This window comes from Streptomyces johnsoniae, assembly GCF_031845565.1.
GTDB lineage: Bacteria > Actinomycetota > Actinomycetes > Streptomycetales > Streptomycetaceae > Streptomyces > Streptomyces johnsoniae.
In genome coordinates, this window is record NZ_JAVREV010000005.1 from 58,201 (window position 1) to 75,286 (window position 17,086).

At 71.7% G+C, this 17,086-nt stretch carries 14 protein-coding genes and 1 pseudogene; 10 read left to right on the forward strand and 5 right to left on the reverse strand.

Features of this window, described 5'->3' with window-relative positions:
• The first annotated feature begins 40 nt into the window (after positions 1 to 40).
• Complete coding sequence (locus RM779_RS10445; RefSeq protein WP_311617395.1) at positions 41 to 1,006, forward strand: SAM-dependent methyltransferase; 966 nt, start codon at positions 41 to 43, stop codon at positions 1,004 to 1,006.
• On the opposite strand, the gene RM779_RS10450 is transcribed toward RM779_RS10445, so the two are convergent.
• Positions 1,003 to 1,341, reverse strand: a complete 339-nt coding sequence (locus RM779_RS10450; protein WP_311617396.1) for a chorismate-binding protein — start codon at positions 1,339 to 1,341, stop codon at positions 1,003 to 1,005. The two genes, RM779_RS10445 and RM779_RS10450, sit on opposite strands and share 4 nt — an antisense overlap.
• On the opposite strand from RM779_RS10450, the gene RM779_RS10455 reads away from it, so the two are divergent.
• Both RM779_RS10455 and RM779_RS10460 read left to right on the forward strand, forming a co-directional pair.
• Positions 1,336 to 2,613, forward strand: coding sequence for a GTP-binding protein (locus RM779_RS10455; RefSeq protein ID WP_311617397.1), 1,278 nt, complete (start codon positions 1,336 to 1,338; stop codon positions 2,611 to 2,613). The two genes, RM779_RS10450 and RM779_RS10455, sit on opposite strands and share 6 nt — an antisense overlap.
• Positions 2,614 to 2,832: 219 nt before the next feature.
• Positions 2,833 to 5,250, forward strand: a complete 2,418-nt coding sequence (locus RM779_RS10460; protein ID WP_311617398.1) for a choice-of-anchor M domain-containing protein — start codon at positions 2,833 to 2,835, stop codon at positions 5,248 to 5,250.
• Positions 5,251 to 5,430: 180 nt separating this feature from the next.
• Here the strand turns inward: RM779_RS10460 and RM779_RS10465 are convergent.
• Together RM779_RS10465 and RM779_RS10470 are read right to left on the reverse strand one after the other, a co-directional pair.
• Positions 5,431 to 5,517, reverse strand: a pseudogene (locus RM779_RS10465) (Uma2 family endonuclease); the annotation flags it as partial.
• A 72-nt stretch (positions 5,518 to 5,589) separates the two neighbouring features.
• Positions 5,590 to 6,561, reverse strand: a complete 972-nt coding sequence (locus RM779_RS10470) for a helix-turn-helix domain-containing protein (protein WP_311617399.1) — start codon at positions 6,559 to 6,561, stop codon at positions 5,590 to 5,592.
• A 101-nt stretch (positions 6,562 to 6,662) separates the two neighbouring features.
• On the opposite strand from RM779_RS10470, the gene RM779_RS10475 reads away from it, so the two are divergent.
• Positions 6,663 to 7,694 carry a saccharopine dehydrogenase family protein gene (locus RM779_RS10475; RefSeq protein WP_311617400.1) on the forward strand — a complete coding sequence of 344 codons (1,032 nt, stop codon included), beginning with the start codon at positions 6,663 to 6,665 and terminating at the stop codon, positions 7,692 to 7,694.
• A gap of 208 nt (positions 7,695 to 7,902) precedes the next feature.
• Here RM779_RS10475 and RM779_RS10480 read toward each other — a convergent pair whose 3' ends face one another.
• Together RM779_RS10480 and RM779_RS10485 are read right to left on the reverse strand one after the other, a co-directional pair.
• Positions 7,903 to 8,328: a hypothetical protein gene (locus tag RM779_RS10480; RefSeq protein ID WP_311617401.1), complete on the reverse strand. Its 426-nt coding sequence runs from the start codon at positions 8,326 to 8,328 to the stop codon at positions 7,903 to 7,905.
• 5 nt (positions 8,329 to 8,333) lie between these two features.
• Positions 8,334 to 9,302 carry an SMI1/KNR4 family protein gene (locus tag RM779_RS10485; protein ID WP_311617402.1) on the reverse strand — a complete coding sequence of 323 codons (969 nt, stop codon included), beginning with the start codon at positions 9,300 to 9,302 and terminating at the stop codon, positions 8,334 to 8,336.
• A gap of 220 nt (positions 9,303 to 9,522) precedes the next feature.
• On the opposite strand from RM779_RS10485, the gene RM779_RS10490 reads away from it, so the two are divergent.
• The 6 genes from RM779_RS10490 (at position 9,523) to RM779_RS10515 (ending at position 17,051) form a co-directional block, all read left to right on the forward strand.
• Entirely contained in the window at positions 9,523 to 10,659 is a 1,137-nt protein-coding gene (locus tag RM779_RS10490) for a substrate-binding domain-containing protein (RefSeq protein WP_311617403.1), read from the forward strand.
• Between the two features lie 90 nt (positions 10,660 to 10,749).
• The gene (locus tag RM779_RS10495) at positions 10,750 to 12,081 is read left to right on the forward strand and encodes an ABC transporter substrate-binding protein (protein ID WP_311617404.1); all 1,332 of its coding nucleotides are present in this window, start codon (positions 10,750 to 10,752) and stop codon (positions 12,079 to 12,081) included.
• A gap of 46 nt (positions 12,082 to 12,127) precedes the next feature.
• The gene (locus tag RM779_RS10500; RefSeq protein WP_311617405.1) at positions 12,128 to 13,132 is read left to right on the forward strand and encodes a carbohydrate ABC transporter permease; all 1,005 of its coding nucleotides are present in this window, start codon (positions 12,128 to 12,130) and stop codon (positions 13,130 to 13,132) included.
• A complete protein-coding gene (locus tag RM779_RS10505; protein ID WP_311617406.1) occupies positions 13,129 to 14,001 on the forward strand; it encodes a carbohydrate ABC transporter permease in 873 nt (290 codons plus the stop codon). The genes RM779_RS10500 and RM779_RS10505 overlap by 4 nt, the downstream gene beginning before the upstream one ends.
• Positions 14,002 to 14,121: 120 nt before the next feature.
• On the forward strand, positions 14,122 to 15,150 hold the full coding sequence (locus RM779_RS10510; protein WP_311617407.1) for a hydroxyacid dehydrogenase: 1,029 nt from the start codon (positions 14,122 to 14,124) through the stop codon (positions 15,148 to 15,150).
• On the forward strand, positions 15,147 to 17,051 hold the full coding sequence (locus RM779_RS10515; protein WP_311617408.1) for a DUF2264 domain-containing protein: 1,905 nt from the start codon (positions 15,147 to 15,149) through the stop codon (positions 17,049 to 17,051). The genes RM779_RS10510 and RM779_RS10515 overlap by 4 nt, the downstream gene beginning before the upstream one ends.
• Positions 17,052 to 17,086 lie beyond the last annotated feature (35 nt).

Sequence of the window (17,086 nt, forward strand, 5' to 3'; positions counted from 1 at the left end):
ACGTCACCAATCAGTAAGGGATGGAACCACCATGAGAGAAATGACGACGGACATCGTCACGACGTATCTGTTGACCAACCGCGCCTTCGCCGCCCCGGCCATCGAGGAGGCGATACGCTCCCTCGACCTTGGTGGCCGACGGCGTTTGCTCGACGCCGGCACGGGCGCGGGGGGCGGGCTCGTCGCCCTGGCCCGGGCGGCGGACCCGGACGCGCGTGTTCTCGGCGTGGACCAGAACGCCGACGCGCTTGAACTGGCCGCCGCGTATGCCGAGAAGGAGGGCGTCGCCGACCGGGTCGAGACCAGGCGGGCGGATCTGCTGGAGGTGCTGGCGGAGACTGTACGGTCGGGCGCGGGGTTCGACGTGATCTGGGCGAGCGACGTGATCTGGCCCGGCAACTTCCCCGACCCCGAAGCCGCGGTGGCCGCCCTGGCCGGGGCGCTCAACCCGGGCGGAGTCCTGGCGCTCTTCAGCAGCGGTTATTACCAGGCCACGTTCTTGCCCGGTCACTCCTGGATGCAGCAGAGACTGCGCGTCGCCTCGCAGCTGAACTGGAGCCTTCCTGGGGAAGGGCCCACGCAGAACGAGCGGCTGGTGCACTGGACGCTGGCAGCCGGGCTGCGCGAGCCCCGGGTGCGGCTGATCCCCCGAGTGGTCTTCCCGCTGGAGGAGGACCCGACGGCGCGTCCCTATCTGGAGCGGGTGGTCTGGCCCGAACTTCTCGACGCCGCCCGGGAACGGGGCAGGGAAGCCGGGATGAGCGAGGAGGAACTGGTACGGGCCGCCGCGCTCATGACGCCGGGCGATGACGGCTACGTCCTCAACGAGCCCGGGTACCACCTACTGCACCCCATGCTGCTGGTGACGGGAAAACGCGAGGGCGAGCCGGGCGCCCCTGGCCTCTCAGCGGTGGAGGACGCCGATCTCCGGGACGCCGGGGGCTCCGCCGGCACTGACCATACGGCTGCTCAGACCCGCCTCCTCGGCCAGCGCTCCCAGCGTTAGGTTCTCCAAGAAGTACGCGTCGGTGGTGCTGCGAACAAGACGCCCGTCGCGGAAGACCTTCCACGAGGTGTGCCACCGCATGAGGTTGTCCGCGACGGGCTCGGCCTCCGGAAGACGCTGCGCAGCACGAGCGCCGCGTCCAGCCCTCCGTCGCCATCCGCGACGATCACCGCTCCGCTGTACAGAGCCCGTTCGCTCGGCTCGGCCTCGTCTATCCAGTCGCGGGCCCGCCGCTTGGGGATGCCCGACGCGGTGACGGCGGGCGTTGGCGCGGGCCGTGGGGGTACTATGCATAAACGGTAATCATTTTCAATAAGGCGAGGTTCGCGATGCACCAGTCCGGTCAGGCCGGGGGTCCCGGCACCGCCGAGGCGGCAACCGCCCGCACGAGTACGGACCCCCGGCTCCCCGTGACCGTGCTCTCCGGTTTCCTCGGTGCCGGCAAGACCACCCTGCTCAACAACGTGCTCGGGAACCGCGAGGGACTGCGAGTCGCGGTGATCGTCAACGACATGAGTGAGATCAACATCGACGCCGCCCTGGTCCGCGATGGAGGGTCGCTCTCCCGTACTGAGGAGCGACTGGTGGAGATGACCAACGGGTGCATCTGCTGCACGCTGCGAGACGATCTGCTGGAGGAGGTGGAACGGCTGGCGCGGGCCGGCCGCTTCGACTATCTGCTGATCGAGTCCAGTGGTATCTCCGAGCCCATGCCTGTCGCCGCGACCTTCTCCTTCCCTCGCGACGACGGGGCGACGCTCGGTGACCTGGCCCGTCTGGACACCATGGTCACCGTGGTGGACGCCGCGAACTTCCTGACCGAACTGGGGCGCGGGGACGCCCTGGTCGATCGCGGGCTTGACCAGTACGAGGAGGACGAGCGAACCGTCAGCGACCTGCTCGCGGACCAGATCGAGTTCGCCGACGTTCTCTTGCTCAACAAGGTCGATCTCGTTCCGGTGGACGAGGCCGACCGCCTGGAGGCGGCCCTGCGGCGGCTCAACCCCGCGGCCCGGGTCCTGCGTACCTCGCATGGCCGCGTCCCGGTCGGCGAGATCCTCGGCACGGGCGCCTTCGACCTCGCGCGGGCCCAGGAGGCGCCCGGGTGGCTGGCGGAGCTGAACGGCGACCATGTGCCGGAGACCGAGGAGTACGGCATCTCCAGCCTCCTCTTCCGCGCGGACCGCCCCTTCCATCCGGGCAGGCTGTGGCGGTTTGTGACCGAACACATGGATGCCGGCGCGTTCGGCACGATCCTCCGTTCCAAGGGGTTCTTCTGGCTGGCGACCCGGCCCGCCCTCACCGGGCTGTGGTCCCAGGCGGGCTCGGTGGCGCGGTTCGAACCGTCAGGCGTCCGCGCGGCACCCGCTGCCGGGGGCCTCTCCGACGGCCAGGAACTCGTCTTCATCGGAACCGGGTTGGCCCGCGCAGAGCTTCACGCGGCGTTGACCGCCTGCCTGTTGGGCGAGGAGGAGTGGCGTGCGGGTCCCGAGTCCTGGGCCCGGCTTCTGGACCCCTTCCCGGAGTGGGACGCGCCGCCCGCACATCACGAACATGCTCTTCCGGTGCACGACGCCCTGTTCGTCGGACTTCGGAACGAACGCTGACAAGGGTGAACGATCGGCATCGAGGGCGGCCGGAGTCGGAGCGCGAAGTCCTTGGGCCGGCCACGTCGCCATGCGATACTAGTTATCATTTTCATGTAGGCGTCTTTCCCTTGAGGCGCTCCCGCCGCTGGACCTGCCGGTCCCCTGCCGGCCATCAACTCTCTTCCATCCCTTACGCCATGGCCCGCACCCCCACGGGCCGACAGGAAGGAACGCTCGTTGACATCCCGGCTCATACGCCGTTCCGTGGCATGCCTGGCGACCGTGATGGTCGCCACTACGGCGATAACCTCGCAGAGCACACCAGCGCTGGCGGCCGAAGGACCGGCCCCTGATCCGAAGGAGTACCGCGTCCTCCAGGATCTTCACACGGACGCGGTCGCGACCTTCCTGGATGACACGACCTTCGACCTCGGCAGCAAGGCGGATGTGCCCGAGGGCACGGGCACGCGATTCGCCGCCGACGAGCTGTGGTTCCACGTCGACGACGACTCGGCGACAACGGTTCCCGAGGGCTTCGAGTTCATCGCGCCGGAAGGGGCCCCCGTCTGGCTGGCAACGGAGGCCAATCCCGGAGGCAACCAGTTGTGGCCCGGCTTCTCCACGGAGTCGGTACCGGCGGGCGCGATCGACGACGACCGGACCACGTTCACCCTCAACGAGGTCGAGGGCCCCGGGGACCTGGAGGTGTTCACCACCGGCGGGCCCGGTTCCGTCAACCGGCTGTGGTCCTCCGACGAGAACGAGGACTACGCGTCGTTCGATGTTGGACGGACCCATATGCATGCGAACTGGGCGTTCACCGAGGCCGGCACCTACCACCTCACGGTCGAGGCCGGGGTGTCACGCTCGGGTGAGCCCGTCAGCGCGAGTGCCACCTACACGTTTGTCGTCGGTCAGCTCCCCGAGACCGCCGCCACCGGTTCCACTCTTACCTCCTCGGCCACCGAGATCACGGTCGGGGAGAGCATCGATCTGACGGCATCGGTGACTCCGGCATCCGTAAGCGGCTACCTGGAGTTCCGCGCCGGGGGCACCGTACTCGGCCACGAACCGGTGACCGACGGCCAGGCCACACTGACCACCGACGCGCTCGGTCTGGGCAACCAGCGCGTCACCGCGCACTTCGTTCCCGAGGTGACGAATCTGGCCGAGCCGTCGACATCGGAACCAGTCGCCATCGACGTGACCGAGCCGGGCGGCGAGCCGTTCCGCATCGACGGGCTGGCGGCGTCGTACCAGCCCGGAGACGAGCTGGTGGCCGACGCCGTGGGAGTCGCCGCTGGTGAGGACCAGAGTTTCCGCTGGGTCATCCGTCCGGTCGGCTCGGCCTCCAGCGGTTACGTCACCGGTACGGGCCCGCAGCTCGTCCAGGCCGTGTCCGCGTCGGACGACGGATACGAGATCAAGGTCCAACTGCTCACGGGCAGGACCGTCGAAGCGGAGACCGCCTGGAGGCCGATCGCGGTCGAACCGGTCGGCGAAGTGCCGGTACTCACCCCCGCGGATGAGGGACCGGTCCACGCCGGGAACACGTTCGAGCTTGAGCTCTCCGGTCGGGAAGCCGCGGAGGGGGAGACGCTGGAACTCGTCAAGCGGTTGGACAGCCCCTGGTTCGACGCGGCGAACGGTCAGAGCACCGTGACCTTCCCCGAGCCAGACCGCGTGGCCGTGACCTCCACCATCACGGGGGAGGCCGAGTACGCCGTCCGCGTGATCAGGGACGGACTGGCCATCGCCCAGTCGGCCCCGGTGACTGTCGAGATCAACGAGCGCGAGGTGTTGTTCGAGGGGCTGCGGTCGCTCTACCGAGAGGGCGCCACACTCCAGGTCAACGCCTCGGTGTACCCCGAACTCGAGGGCGCCACCTACTCGTGGCGCATGCCGTATGACACGGTGCTCAAGGAAGGCACCGGTCCCGAGGCCCTGTTGTTCGAGAAGACGATGACGATGGCCGACGACGGCCAGTGGCTCCACTTCGTCATGACCAGGGGAGACGTCACCATCAGCGAAGCGGTGCAGCTTCGGGTGACCGATGCTCCGGCCGAGGAGCAGATCCTCGCCTTCGCCAACCTCGCCGACCACTACCACCAGGGCGGCGCCATCGACTTCTCGCTGATCGCCGACCCCCCGATGAGCGACGGGGACACGGTCGACTGGGAATGGAGGTGGCCCGGTACCGAGGAGTGGAGCCCTCTTCCCGACACTTCCGGACTCGAGCACGTGCTGGTCGCCGAGCAGGCGCTGGACGGGGTGGAAGTGCGGGCGACTCTGACCTTCGGCGACGACGCCGCCTCTCCGATCACGGCCGACCCCGTGACGGTGTACGTCGACGACCACGGTGCGCCGCCTCGCCAGACGGTAACGGTGGCGGGGGAGACGGCGTATGCCCCAGGCGACACCGCCACGTTGACCGCCGAAGTCGAGCCCGGGACCGTGCTGACGGGCTACCAGTGGTTCGAGAAGGCGCCGGATGCCGAGGAAGCTGTCGCCATCCCCGGAGCGACCGGGCCGGAGTACACGTTCACCACCGCTGCCGAGCAGGACGGACACGAGTTCAGCGCCGCCGTGGTCACCCCGACCGGGGAGGTCGCCTACGGGCCTGCCGCCCCCGTGACCCTCACCGTGGCGCGGTAAGAGGCCGTTTCACTCGGTGAGCTAGGCCCTGTCCTGCCCGTACGGGCCCCACGTCGTGGGGCCCGTACGTCGTCGCTCCCGCGAGAGGGCCGGGCACGGCCGCGCGGTGAGGAACCGGGAACTCGGCTGGTGGGACTGTGGTGCCCTGTGATGTCGGCCGGTGTCGAGTTCGGCTCCGATGGCGAACCACGTGCGGTCCGGGTCGTAGGGCGCGGTCGTCACCAGGAGGTCCGGCTCCGGCCGGTCGCGTTCGTCGAGGCGGATCGTCTGATTATTCCGCCGCAATGTGTAGCGGCCCGCTTGGCCCGGAGTGTGCGGCCTGCTCGGTGGGGGCACAGATCAGTCTTCGGCCGGTTGAACGGGGCCGGGGTGGGACCGGGACCGGAAGGTGCGGCGGTAGGTGTCGGGGGGCACGCCGACGGTGCGGTTGAAGTGTCGGCGCAGCGTCGTGGCGGTGCCCATGCCGGTGGCTGCCGCTATGGCGTCGACACTGTCGGTGGTGGTCTCCAGCAACTCCTGGGCGCGGCGGACCCGTTGAGTCAGCAGCCAGCGCAGCGGGGTGGTGCCGGTCGCCGCGTGGAAGTGGCGGGCCAGATTGCGGGAGCTCATCCGGGCCTGGCGCGCCAGGTCCTCCACGGTCAGCGGTCGGCCAAGCCGTTTGATCACCCAGGGGAACAGTGCGGCGAGCGGGTGGTCGTCCCGGGTGGGAACGGGGGCGGCGACGAACTGGGCCTGGCCGCCGGCCCGGTGCGGCGGCACGACCAGGCGGCGGGCGACGGCGTTGGCGACCGCCGCGCCGTGGTCGAGGCGGACCAGATGCAGGCACAGATCCAGCGCGGCGGCCTTGCCGGCGGAGGTGAGCACGCTGCCGTTGTCCACGTAGAGCACGTCCGGATCGACCATCGCCCGGGGGCAGCGGGCGGCCAGGGCCTCGGTGTGCGCCCAGTGCGTTGTCGCGCGCTTCCCGTCCAGCAGGCCGGCGGCGGCCAGCACGAACGCGCCCGTGCAGAGGGAGGCCACCCGTGCGCCTGCCTCGTGGGCCGCGCGCACCGCTTCGACCAGGTCGGCGGGCGGGTCCTCGTCGACGTCCGCCCAGGCGGGAACGATCACGGTGCCGGCGTGACGGAGCCGGTCGAGAGCGTGATCGGGCTCCAGCCGGAACCTGCCGACTCGCACGGCGTTCGACCCGCAGACGGCGACGTCGTACCAGGGGACGGCCGCGCCGGCCGGTGCGGCGTCGAAGACCTCGTACGCCACGGACAGTTCGAAGTGCAGCATCCCGTCGGTGACGGCCAGTGCGACGGTACCCATGTCCGAAATTGTATGGGCCATGGCATTCCAGACACTCGCGGTGGTCCATCGCCAACGCCAGGATGTCCACCGTTGGGCATTCGAGGACAGCGGGAGAACTGATGAGACCGGGTCACACAGTGGCGGTGTTCGGCGCCTACGGGCACACCGGGCGTTTCGTGGTGGCGGAGTTGCGTGATCGAGGGTTCGTCCCGGTCCTGTCCGGGCGCGACGCGGACAAGCTGCGGGCGCTCGCGGCGTCCCATCCGGGGCTCGACGCCCGGCCGGCTTCGGTGGACGACCCGGCCTCGCTCGACCGCGCGCTGGCCGACGTGGCTGCCGTGATCAACTGTGCCGGACCCTTCGCCGCGACCGCCGCCCCGGTGATCGAGGCGGCACTGCGCGCCAGGGTTCCGTATGTGGATGTGGCGGCCGAGATCGAGGCCAACCTCGACACGTTCACGCACTTCGCGGATCGCGCCCGCGCCGCGGGCACCGTGGTGATCCCCGCGATGGCCTTCTTCGGCGGCCTCGGCGACCTGCTGGTCACCGCGGCGATGGGCGATTGGACAGCGGCCGACGAGGCGCATGTCGCCTACGCGTTGAGCAGCTGGCACCCCACAGCCGGGACTCGCGACGCGGGCGCGGTTTCCGGGCAGCGCAGGGGCGGTCGGCGCGTCCGTTACCGCCACGGACGGCTGGAGTACCACGAGGACGCCCTGCCGACCCTGAAGTGGCCCTTCCCCGAGCCGATGGGGGCGCGGGAAGTGATCGGGGAGTTCACCATGGCCGATGTCGTCACCGTCCCCAGCCACCTGGCCGTCCCCGAGGTGCGCACCTACATGACGGTCGAGGCGGCCCGCGACCTGGCGGCTCCGGACACCCCGGCGCCGACGTCGGTCGACCAGCGCGGGCGGTCCGCGCAGACCTTCCTCGTCGAAGCCGTCGCGCGCTCCGGCGGCGTGGAACGGCGCGCCGCGGCGAGCGGCCAGGACATCTACGCCGTCAGCGCGCCGCTCGCGGTGGAAGCGGTCCACCGCGTCCTCACGGGGCAGACCAGGACGGTCGGTGTCGCCTCCGCCGGCGCGATCTTCGACGCGCCCGACTTCCTCCGCGCCCTGCCGGCGCGCATGTCACTCGAACCGCGCCGGTAGCGGACAGCCCACCCGCTCCGTACGCCGGGCTGTAGTGGTGGGCGACCGGCGGCGGGCCACGTCCCGCCCGCTGCCTGCCAGGTGGCCGCCGGTCCGGTGCCCGACGGCGAGGTGCGCGTCGCGATGACCACCGCCGGGCCGCGGCTCGGGCGCCTGCTGCGCACAGGCACGCGTTGGACCACGTTCACCAGTGCGGACCCGCCCGTTCTCAGCTGCCGCGCGCTCCGCCGGGTGGGGAGGCGATGGCTATGGCGCCGCCCATGAACAGGCCGACGACGGCGCCCACGAGCCCGCCGCCCACGTACCCGGGCACACCGTGCGGGCTGCCCGCCACCACGCCGGCCGCTACGCAGAGGAGGCCCACGACGGCGCCGAGGGCGACCAGGCGTCTGCGCTTCCTGGTCTCGCAGGCCGGGCAGCCGAAGAGGTCCTGCCGCTGTGGGTTGTACCGTGCGCCGCACCGTGCGCAGGTGGACCATGCCCGCTCCTCGGCCCGGGCGAGCATCTCCTGGTACCGCTTTTTCCGTTCCGCGCAGATGGGGCAGGGCACCTGGCGGTCCCGGTAGTTCGACAGGGTGGTGGGGTAGCGGCCGCCGCACGTCGTGCACCGGCGGTATCCGACGGGCTTCTCCATCGGTGTCACCGACCGCGGGCGCCGAGGAACCAGTCGCGGAAGAACACGGGTGCGCGCCGACCCCTGCGCAGGGCGTACAGCCCGCCTTCGCTCACGAGGTGGTCGGCCCACATCCGCCCCGCGAGGGGCCCGCTGACGACCAGCCAGATCGCCTCGCCGCAGCCCAGCGAGTGCAGGCACAGTGCACCGCGGGTCAGCTCGCCGACCGGATCGCCGTCGTAGGGCGGCTCCTCGTTCTCCCACTTGGCCAACTCGGCCAGGTACGCCTCGTCGCTCGTGAAGTCCTTCCGCCGCGGCTCGTCGTCGGGCGGCACGTCGACCTCCTGCCCGGGGAACGGCTCGGCCAGGCGGGACAGCGCGGTGCGCGTGCCGATGCCGTCCCAGCTCCATCTCCCGGCCGCGTCCCGCAGCAGCGGAGCGACGTCGGGGACGGGCATGCCGCCCGGGATGCCCGCCGCCACCTCCAGCAGTAAACTCCGGTACTCCTGGGGCAGTCGCACCCCCAACTGCTCCTCCGCCTCCGCCAGCTCCGTGGGCGTCAGCGGCTGGGGGAGGTGCAGGTCGGCCCGAAGCGCGTCGAGCCACAGCCGCTCCCGCCACCCCGCCCACATCGGCGAAGCCGCGCGCTCGTCCGCCTCATCGCGCTCATCGCGCCCCCGTTGCCGCCGGCTCGACCCGCGTCCCTTCGACCACGGGTCGAGCCACTGCGCCTGCTGCTCGGGCGTCGACCGGCGCAGCCGCTCCAACTCGCCCCTCAGCTCGGCGGCTTCGCGGCGCCACCGGCGTGCGGAGTCCTCGAATCCCGCCCGCGTGGACGGCGTTCCCTTGCGCGCCCGTTCGTGCTCGCGCTGCTTCCGCTCCCACTCGCGCATCTCCCTGGGCCACCACGCGGCGGCGCCCAGGTCCCGGTAGACGGCGTCGAGCTCCCGCCACGCCTCGACGAACTCCTCCACGTACTGCCCCAGCGCAGCCATGCCCCGCCCGCCTTTCGTGTCCCCCGGCATCCCCCAGCATGCCCGTTGCCGTCCCCGGTCGGGAGCCCACATATCGCCGGGGAGGACGGCGGCTCCGCGGCCGCACCCCACCTGACGGGTGCGGCTCCGATCGATATCCTGTCGCGCGAAGCGTTCAAACGCTCAATGCGAAACGTGCAACGGAAACGGACACGGGATACGACACGGCGAGGGAGTCGTCATGCGGGAGCCGGTCGATGTGAGGCGTCAGCGGATTCTGGCGGCCGTGCAGTCGCACGGTGTGGCCCGCCTCGCCGATCTTGCCTCGGAGTTGGACGTCTCGGTGGTCACGATACGCCGGGACGTCGAGGAACTGGCGCGCGCCGGAAAGTTGCGGCGCGGGCACGGGGTGGCGCGCTCGGCCGCGCCCCCGAAGGAGGAGCCGGCGGCTCCTTCCGGGCCGCCGGCCGGGGGCGGCGCGATCGCCCTCGTCGTGCCGGAGCGCCACGGGTACCTGTACGAGACGCTGCACGGCGCGCGTCCGGTACTGGAGGAGGCCGGAATGCGGATCGCCCTGCACATCGCGCCGAGCGCGGCGCACAGCGAACAGCCCATCGTGGAGCGTGCGGTGGCGGGCGGCGCCGCCGGGCTGCTGATCGCCCCGCGCTGGCGCAGCGTGGCGGCGGAGGAGGCCGGCTGCCGCTGGCTGTCCCGGGTGGCGGTGCCGACCGTGCTGATGGAACGCCGGCCGCGGCCCGGCAGCGTGCTGCACGCCGTGGACTCGGTCTGCTCCGACCACTGGTACGGCGTGCACCTCGCCGTGGACCACCTGGTCTCCCTCGGGCACCGGCGGATCGTGCTGGCCGCCCGCGACGACAGCCCGTCGGCGCGCGCGATCCGCGCCGCCTTCGCCGACATCGCGGCCGGGCACCCGCTGGTCGAGGACTGGTCGGTGGCCCTCAGCTCCCCGAACGCCGTGCCCGAGCGGGACGGCGGACACGGCGCGGGCCAGGCCGAGGCCGAGGCCGCCGTCGACCTCGCGGCGCTGCTGCGGCAGCGGGGCGCCACGGCCGCCGTGCTGCACAGCGATGTGGACGCGCTGATGCTGGTGCAGCAGCTGACGGACAGTGGCGTGCGGGTTCCGCGGGACTGCTCGGTGGTGGCGTACGACGACGTGGTGGCCGCGCTGGCCGGTCCGCCGCTGACGGCGGTGGCGCCGCCCAAGGCGGAGATCGGGCGCCTGGCCGCCGAGTTGCTGCTGCTGCGGCTGGCGGCGAACCGGCAAGCGGCCGGGCCGGTGCGCCGGGTCGAGCTGCTGCCCGAGTTGATGGTGCGCGGCTCCGCCGTACCTCATCCGGCCGCCGGGATGACTGATTGATCGTTTGAAACTTTTTTGATCGGTCTATTGACCGCTACTGCTCATGCGATCAGGATGCCCGTGTCCGGAAAACGACCCGGGGAGGCGTCCATGCCCGGTCGACAAAGCCGTCGATCCGTGCTCGCCGCGATCGCCGCGCTCCCCCTGACAGGTGCCCTCGGCGCCTGCAGCGGAAGCGGCAGTGGAGGATCAGGCGGCACGAGCACCACCACGCGCATCACCTTCTGGTCCGCCGCCCGCGGCAGCCAGGAGGTGGTGGACGCGTTCAACCGCACACACGATCGTGTCCAGGTCGACTACCAGCAGGTCCCGACCGGCGGCCAGGGCGGCTACGCCAAGCTCAGCAACGCCGCCCGCGCGGGCAACGCCCCGGACGTGGCCACCATCGAGTACCCGGAGTTGCCCGGCTTCGCCATCGACGGCGTCGCCAGCGACATCACCTCGCTCATCAGCGACCGGCTGCGCGCGAAGCTGCTGCCGCAGACGCTGGGTCTGACCACGTTCGAGAGCCGGACCTACGGCGTGCCACTGGACATCGGGCCAATGGTCATGCACTACCGCGCCGACCTCTTCGACCGCTACGGCCTCACCGTGCCCCGCACCTGGGAGGAGTTCGAGCAGACCGCGCGGGCGGTGCACCGGAAGGCGCCCGACCGGCGGCTCGCCCTCTTCCCCACCGACGGCGCGATGAACTTCGCCGCCTACGCCTGGCAGGCGGGCGCCCAGTGGTTCGACACCCGTAGCGGCGCCTGGAACGTGTCGCTCGCCGACCGGCCGACCCGGCGCGTCGCGGCGTACTGGCAGCGGCTGGTCGACGACGACCTGGTCTTCATGAACGCGGGCGAAAGCCGGCAGTACGACGCCCAGGTCGGCGACAGCCTGATTCTGACCAGGCTCACCGGCGCCTGGGACGCGGGCGCGCAGATGAACGAACGCCCGGGGCAGCGCGGCCTGTGGCGGATCGCGCCGCTGCCGCAGTGGGACCAGGACCGGCCGGCCGTCGGCTCCCACGGCGGCTCCACCTTCGCCGTCACCAAGGACAGCCGGCACCCGGAAGCCGCCATGGGGTTCGTCGAGTGGCTGGTCTCCCACCCCGACGCGCTGCGCGCCCGGCTCTCCAGCGGCGCCAGCAGCGCGTACCCGGCCGCCCCCGACCTGGTCGCCGTCGGCCGCGAGGCCTTCGACCGCTCCTACTACGGCGACCAGGACATCTACAGCCTGTTCGACGAGCAGGCGCGCGTCCTCCGCGAAGGCTGGGCCTGGGGGCCGAGGATGACCGCCACCAGCCGGGTCATGCAGGACGGCTTCGCCCGGGCCAGCGGTGGCGAGGGCACGATCATCGACTCGGTGCGCGACGCCCAGGCCGGCACCATGCCCGACCTGCGGGCGCTGGGACTGTCCACCAGCGAGCACAGCACGTGAGCCCCCACCCCACCCGCGGGTCGTACGCAAGGCAGGTGACACCCCCATGACCCCCTCCGCCCCGGCGACCCCCGCGGTCACGACCGCTCCGCCGAACGGCACCACCGGCGACGGCTCCCGCCGTGTGCGGGCCCGGGACCCCCGCAAGGCGGCCCGCCGCCGGCAACTCGGCGCCTGCGGCCTGCTGATGGCGCCGTTCTTCATCCTCCTGGTGACGGTCTTCCTGATCCCCGTCGGGACCGCCGTGTGGCTGAGCTTCTTCAGCGAGGACCAGCCGGGCCTCGGCTTCGGCCCGGAACGCACCGTCTTCGTCGGCCTGCGCAGCTACGCCGCCGTGCTGAACGACCCGACGTTCCTGTCCGGGCTCGGCACGGTCGTGCTGTACTGCGTGATCTACATCCCGCTGATGGTGCTCGGCGCCCTCGCCCTGGCGCTGCTGCTGGACTCCGGCGTCGTACGCCTGCGGTCGTGGGCGCAACTCGGCCTGTTCCTGCCGCACGCGGTGCCCGGCATCATCGCCGCGCTGATCTGGCTGTACCTGTACACGCCCGGCATCAGCCCGGTGATCGAGGTGCTGGGCAAGGCCGACATCACCGTCGACTTCCTGGGCGTGCACACCGTCCTGCCGTCCATCGTGAACATCGCGCTGTGGAGCAACCTCGGCTACAACATGGTGATCTTCTACGCCGCCCTCCAGGCCGTGCCCCGCGAGGTCGTCGAGGCCGCGGTCGTCGACGGCGCGGGCCCGGTCCGTGCCGCCGTGCAGGTGAAGACGCCGCTGGTGCGCCCGTCGATCGTGATGGTCGCGATGTTCACCTTTATCTGGTCGTTGCAGCTGTTCACCGAGCCGATGCTGCTCAGCCAGTCGTCACCGATGATCAGTTCGCGGTTCTCGCCGAGCATGTACATCTACGACGCCGCCTTCACACGCAACAACTACAGTCTGGCCGCGGCCGCCGCCGTCGTGCTCCTGATCTGCACGATCGCCCTGTCCTACGGCGTGACCCGCTGGACCAGCCGCGTCAACTCCGCCGAGGAGGCCACCCGATGACGGCATCGGACACCCGCGGAACGCCGCTGCTGCGCCCCCGCCTGCTGGGCCGTTCCGCCGTGAACGCCGTGGTCGGCATATCCGTGCTCTACACGCTGCTGCCGGTGCTGTGGCTGGTCCTGGCCGCATCGAAGGACCGTGACTCCCTCTTCAGCAGCGATCTGCTGTCCCTCGACGGCTTCTCCTTCGTGCAGAATCTCCAGGACCTCTTCGCGATGGACGGCGGCCTTTACGGACGCTGGTACGTCAACAGCCTGCTGTACGCGCTCCTCGGGGCCGCCATCGGCGCCCTGCTGAGCGTGGCCTGCGGCTACGCCTTCGACAAGTACCACTTCCCGCACAAGGAGAAGCTGTTCGGTCTGGTGCTGGCCGCGGTGATGGTGCCCCAGACGGTGCTGGCGCTGCCGCTGTACCTGATGGCATCCGAAGCCGGCGTGGTGAACACCTTCTGGTCGGTCTTCATCCCCGTCCTCTTCAACCCCTTCGGCGTCTATCTCGGCCGGATCTTCAGCCAGGGCTACGTGCCCGACGAGGTGCTGGAGGCCGCCCGGGTGGACGGCGCCGGCGAGCTGGCCACCTACCTGCGGGTCGCGTTGCGGATGCTCGGACCTGGTCTTGTCACGGTCTTCCTCTTCCAGCTCACCGCGATCTGGAACAACTTCTTCCTGCCCATGGTGATGCTGTCCGAGCAGGACCTGTACCCGGTGAGCCTCGGCCTGTACCAGTGGAACAGCTCTGCCACGGTCTCGCCCGAGTACTTTCCCGTGGTGATCATGGGCTCGCTGCTCGCGGTGCTGCCGCTGATCCTGGCCTTCGTGCTGCTGCAACGATTCTGGCGCTCGGGGCTCACGGCGGGGGCGGTCAAATAGCCCGAAGTCGTCAACGCCTGCGACGACTTTCACGTCATGTCAGCCGTTACGTCAGTTGTCACGTCAGTTGTCACGTCAGTCGTTGCGCCAGCCGTCATGTCAGCCGGACCCGGGAGACAGATGCCCACCTCGCCCACCGCCCCCGCCCGCCCGCGCGCCGCCCTCGCCATGTCACGGCAGGCCGCGGCGGCCGTCCTCGCCCCCGCGTCCCTGGCCGCGCTCGCCGAGGTGTGCGACCTGGAACCGCCGCCCGCACTGGACGACCTCACCACCGACCGGGCCCGCGCCGTGCTCGCGGACGTCGAAATCCTCGTTACCGGCTGGGGCTGCCCGCCCCTGGACCAGGCCGTGCTCGACGCCGCACCACGGCTGCGCGCGATCGTGCACACCGCCGGCTCGGTGCGCCACCACGTCACCGAAGCCTGCTGGGAACGGGGCATCGAGGTGTCCTCGGCCGCCGCCGCCAACGCCCTCCCGGTCGCCGAGTACACGGTCGCGATGATCCTGCTCGCCGGCAAACACGTCGTCGAACGGGCCCGCGCCCTGCGCGCCACCCGGCGGCGCGAACACCCGCTCACCGGGCTCGACGGTGTCGGCAACTACGGCCGCACCGTGGGCATCCTCTCCGCCTCGCTCGTCGGCCGCCGCGTGATCGACCTGCTGCGCCCGTACGACCTGCGGCTCCTGCTGCACGATCCCTACGTTCCTGACGAGGAGGCGGTGGCCCTCGGCACCCGCCCGGTCGGCCTGGACGAACTCTTCGCGCAGAGCGACATCGTGAGCATCCACACCCCGCTGCTGCCCGCCACCCGGGGGCTGGTCAGCAGGGAACTGCTCGCCGCCATGCGCCCCGGCAGCTGCCTGATCAACACCGCTCGCGGCGCCGTCGTGGACCAGGACGCGCTCACGGATGTGCTGTCCCAGGACAGGATTCGGGCGGTGCTTGACGTGACCGACCCGGAGGTGCTGCCGTCCGACCACCCGCTGTGGGACCGCGAGAACGTCCTCATCACCCCGCACCTCGCCGGTTCGCAGGGCAACGAGTGGCGGCGGCTGGCCGCCCTGGCCGTCGCGGAGACCCGCCGCTGGGCCGCCGGCGACGGCTTCGCCCACCCCGTACGACGCGAACGACTGGAGTTCCTGGCATGAGCCCATCCCCGCACCCCGCGCTGCGCCTCCCCGAGGAGGACCGCGATCTGAGCCCGTACACCGGCTACGCACGTGCGCACTGGGAGGCCGCCGCCGACGGGCTGCTCGACGCCGCGTGGCGGTGGGCCACGCCCGGCCGCGCGCTGCTCGACCTGCCCGGCCGGCCGTCCCGTTCCGGCGTGCGCTCGGACGGCCTGGAAGGGTACGCCCGTACCTTCCTCGCCGCCGCGTTCCGGGTCGCCGGCGCGGGGGGCGAGGACCCGCACGGGTGGCTCGAACGGTACGCGGCGGGGCTCGCCTCCGGAACGCGCGCCCCCGGCCGGGACGACACCGAGTCCTGGCCCCTCATCCTCGACCACCACGTCCAGGGGCAGCCCATGGTCGAGTCCGCGTCCGTGGCGCTCGGGCTGCGGCTGACCCGGCCCTGGCTGTGGGACCGGCTCGACCCGGCCGTGCGGGACCGCGCCGAGGAATGGCTGCGCGGCGCGCTCCGCCATGTCCCCGCGGCCAACAACTGGTACCTCTTCCCGTTCACCGTGGCCGGCTTCCTGGAGTCCGTGGGGCGCGGGGACGCCGAGACGGCCCGCGCGCGGGAGCGCGCACTGGAGCTGCTGGAAACCTGGTACCGCGGCCAGGGCTGGTACGCCGACGGCGACGGCCGCGCCTTCGACCACTACAACGGCTGGGCGCTGCACGCCTATCCGGTGCTCGACGCCCACCTGGCGGGCGACCGCCTGGCGGCGGACGAGGACCGGTACGGCTCCCGGCTGCGCGAACACCTGGCCGGTTTCGCGTACTTCTTCGGCGGCGACGGCGCCCCGCTGTACTTCGGACGTTCCATGACGTACCGCTTCGCCGCCGGCACGGCCGTCGCGCTGGGCGCCGTCACCGGCCACACGCCGCTCGCGCCGGGGGTGTCACGGCGCCTGCTGAGCGGCTCGCTGCGCTACTTCCTGCACCGCGGCGCGGTCGGCGAGGACGGCCTGCTCAGCCTCGGCTGGCACGGACCGCACGAGGCGACACTGCAGCGCTACTCAGGGCCCGCCTCGCCGTACTGGGCGTCGAAAGCGTTCGTGTCGCTGCTGGCTCCGGCGGACCACCCGCTGTGGACCGCGCCCGAGGAGAGCGCCCCCGGCGAGGCCGCCGACCGGGTGCTGGCGCTGCCCGCCCCCGGCCTGCTGGTGCACAGCACCCGGGCGGACGGCATCGTCCGGCTGCACAACCACGGCAGCGACCATGTCGCCCCGCACCAGGGCGAATCGGCCGCGGAAGAGGACCCGCTGTACGGCCGGCAGGCGTACTCGACGCGGACCGGGCCGACGGCGCCGGCCAACGTGCCCGACAACCACCTCTGCGTCGAGGTCGCCGGGGTGCCCAGCGTGCGCCGCCGCATCCACCCGCTGGGCGCCGGCCACGGCGACGGCTGGGGCTGGGCGGCCTCCTGGCACCGGCCCGTCTTCGCCTCGGGCGCCCGGATGGTGCCGGCTCTGCGGGTGGAGAGCGTCACGGTGGCGCGGGGCCGGTACGAGCTGCGCGTGCACCGCGTGATCGGGGCGCCGCCGGGGTCCCGGGTCGCGCAGTCCGGCTGGGCGACCGGACCGGACGAGCCCCTGGTCTCGGCCCTGCACGGCCTGCACGGCTGGACGGACCTGGCGGAACGCCGGGCCCCGCAGGGCACGGCGTTCACGCGCACGGCGGGCGTCCCGCGCCTGACGGCCGCGGTGGAGGGCACGGCGCTGTTCGCGGCGCTGGCCACCCTCACGGCGACGCCGGAGCCCGCCCCGCTGCCGACCGCCGTGACCCGGGTGTCCGTCGACGGCGCCGTGCTGGAAGTGCGCTGGGCGGACGACGGCTCGACCACGCGCGTCGGCTTCGAGCCCCTGACGGTGGAGCACGGTTGACCGCGAGCCGGACCGGCCCGCGTGCCCCGTCGGCG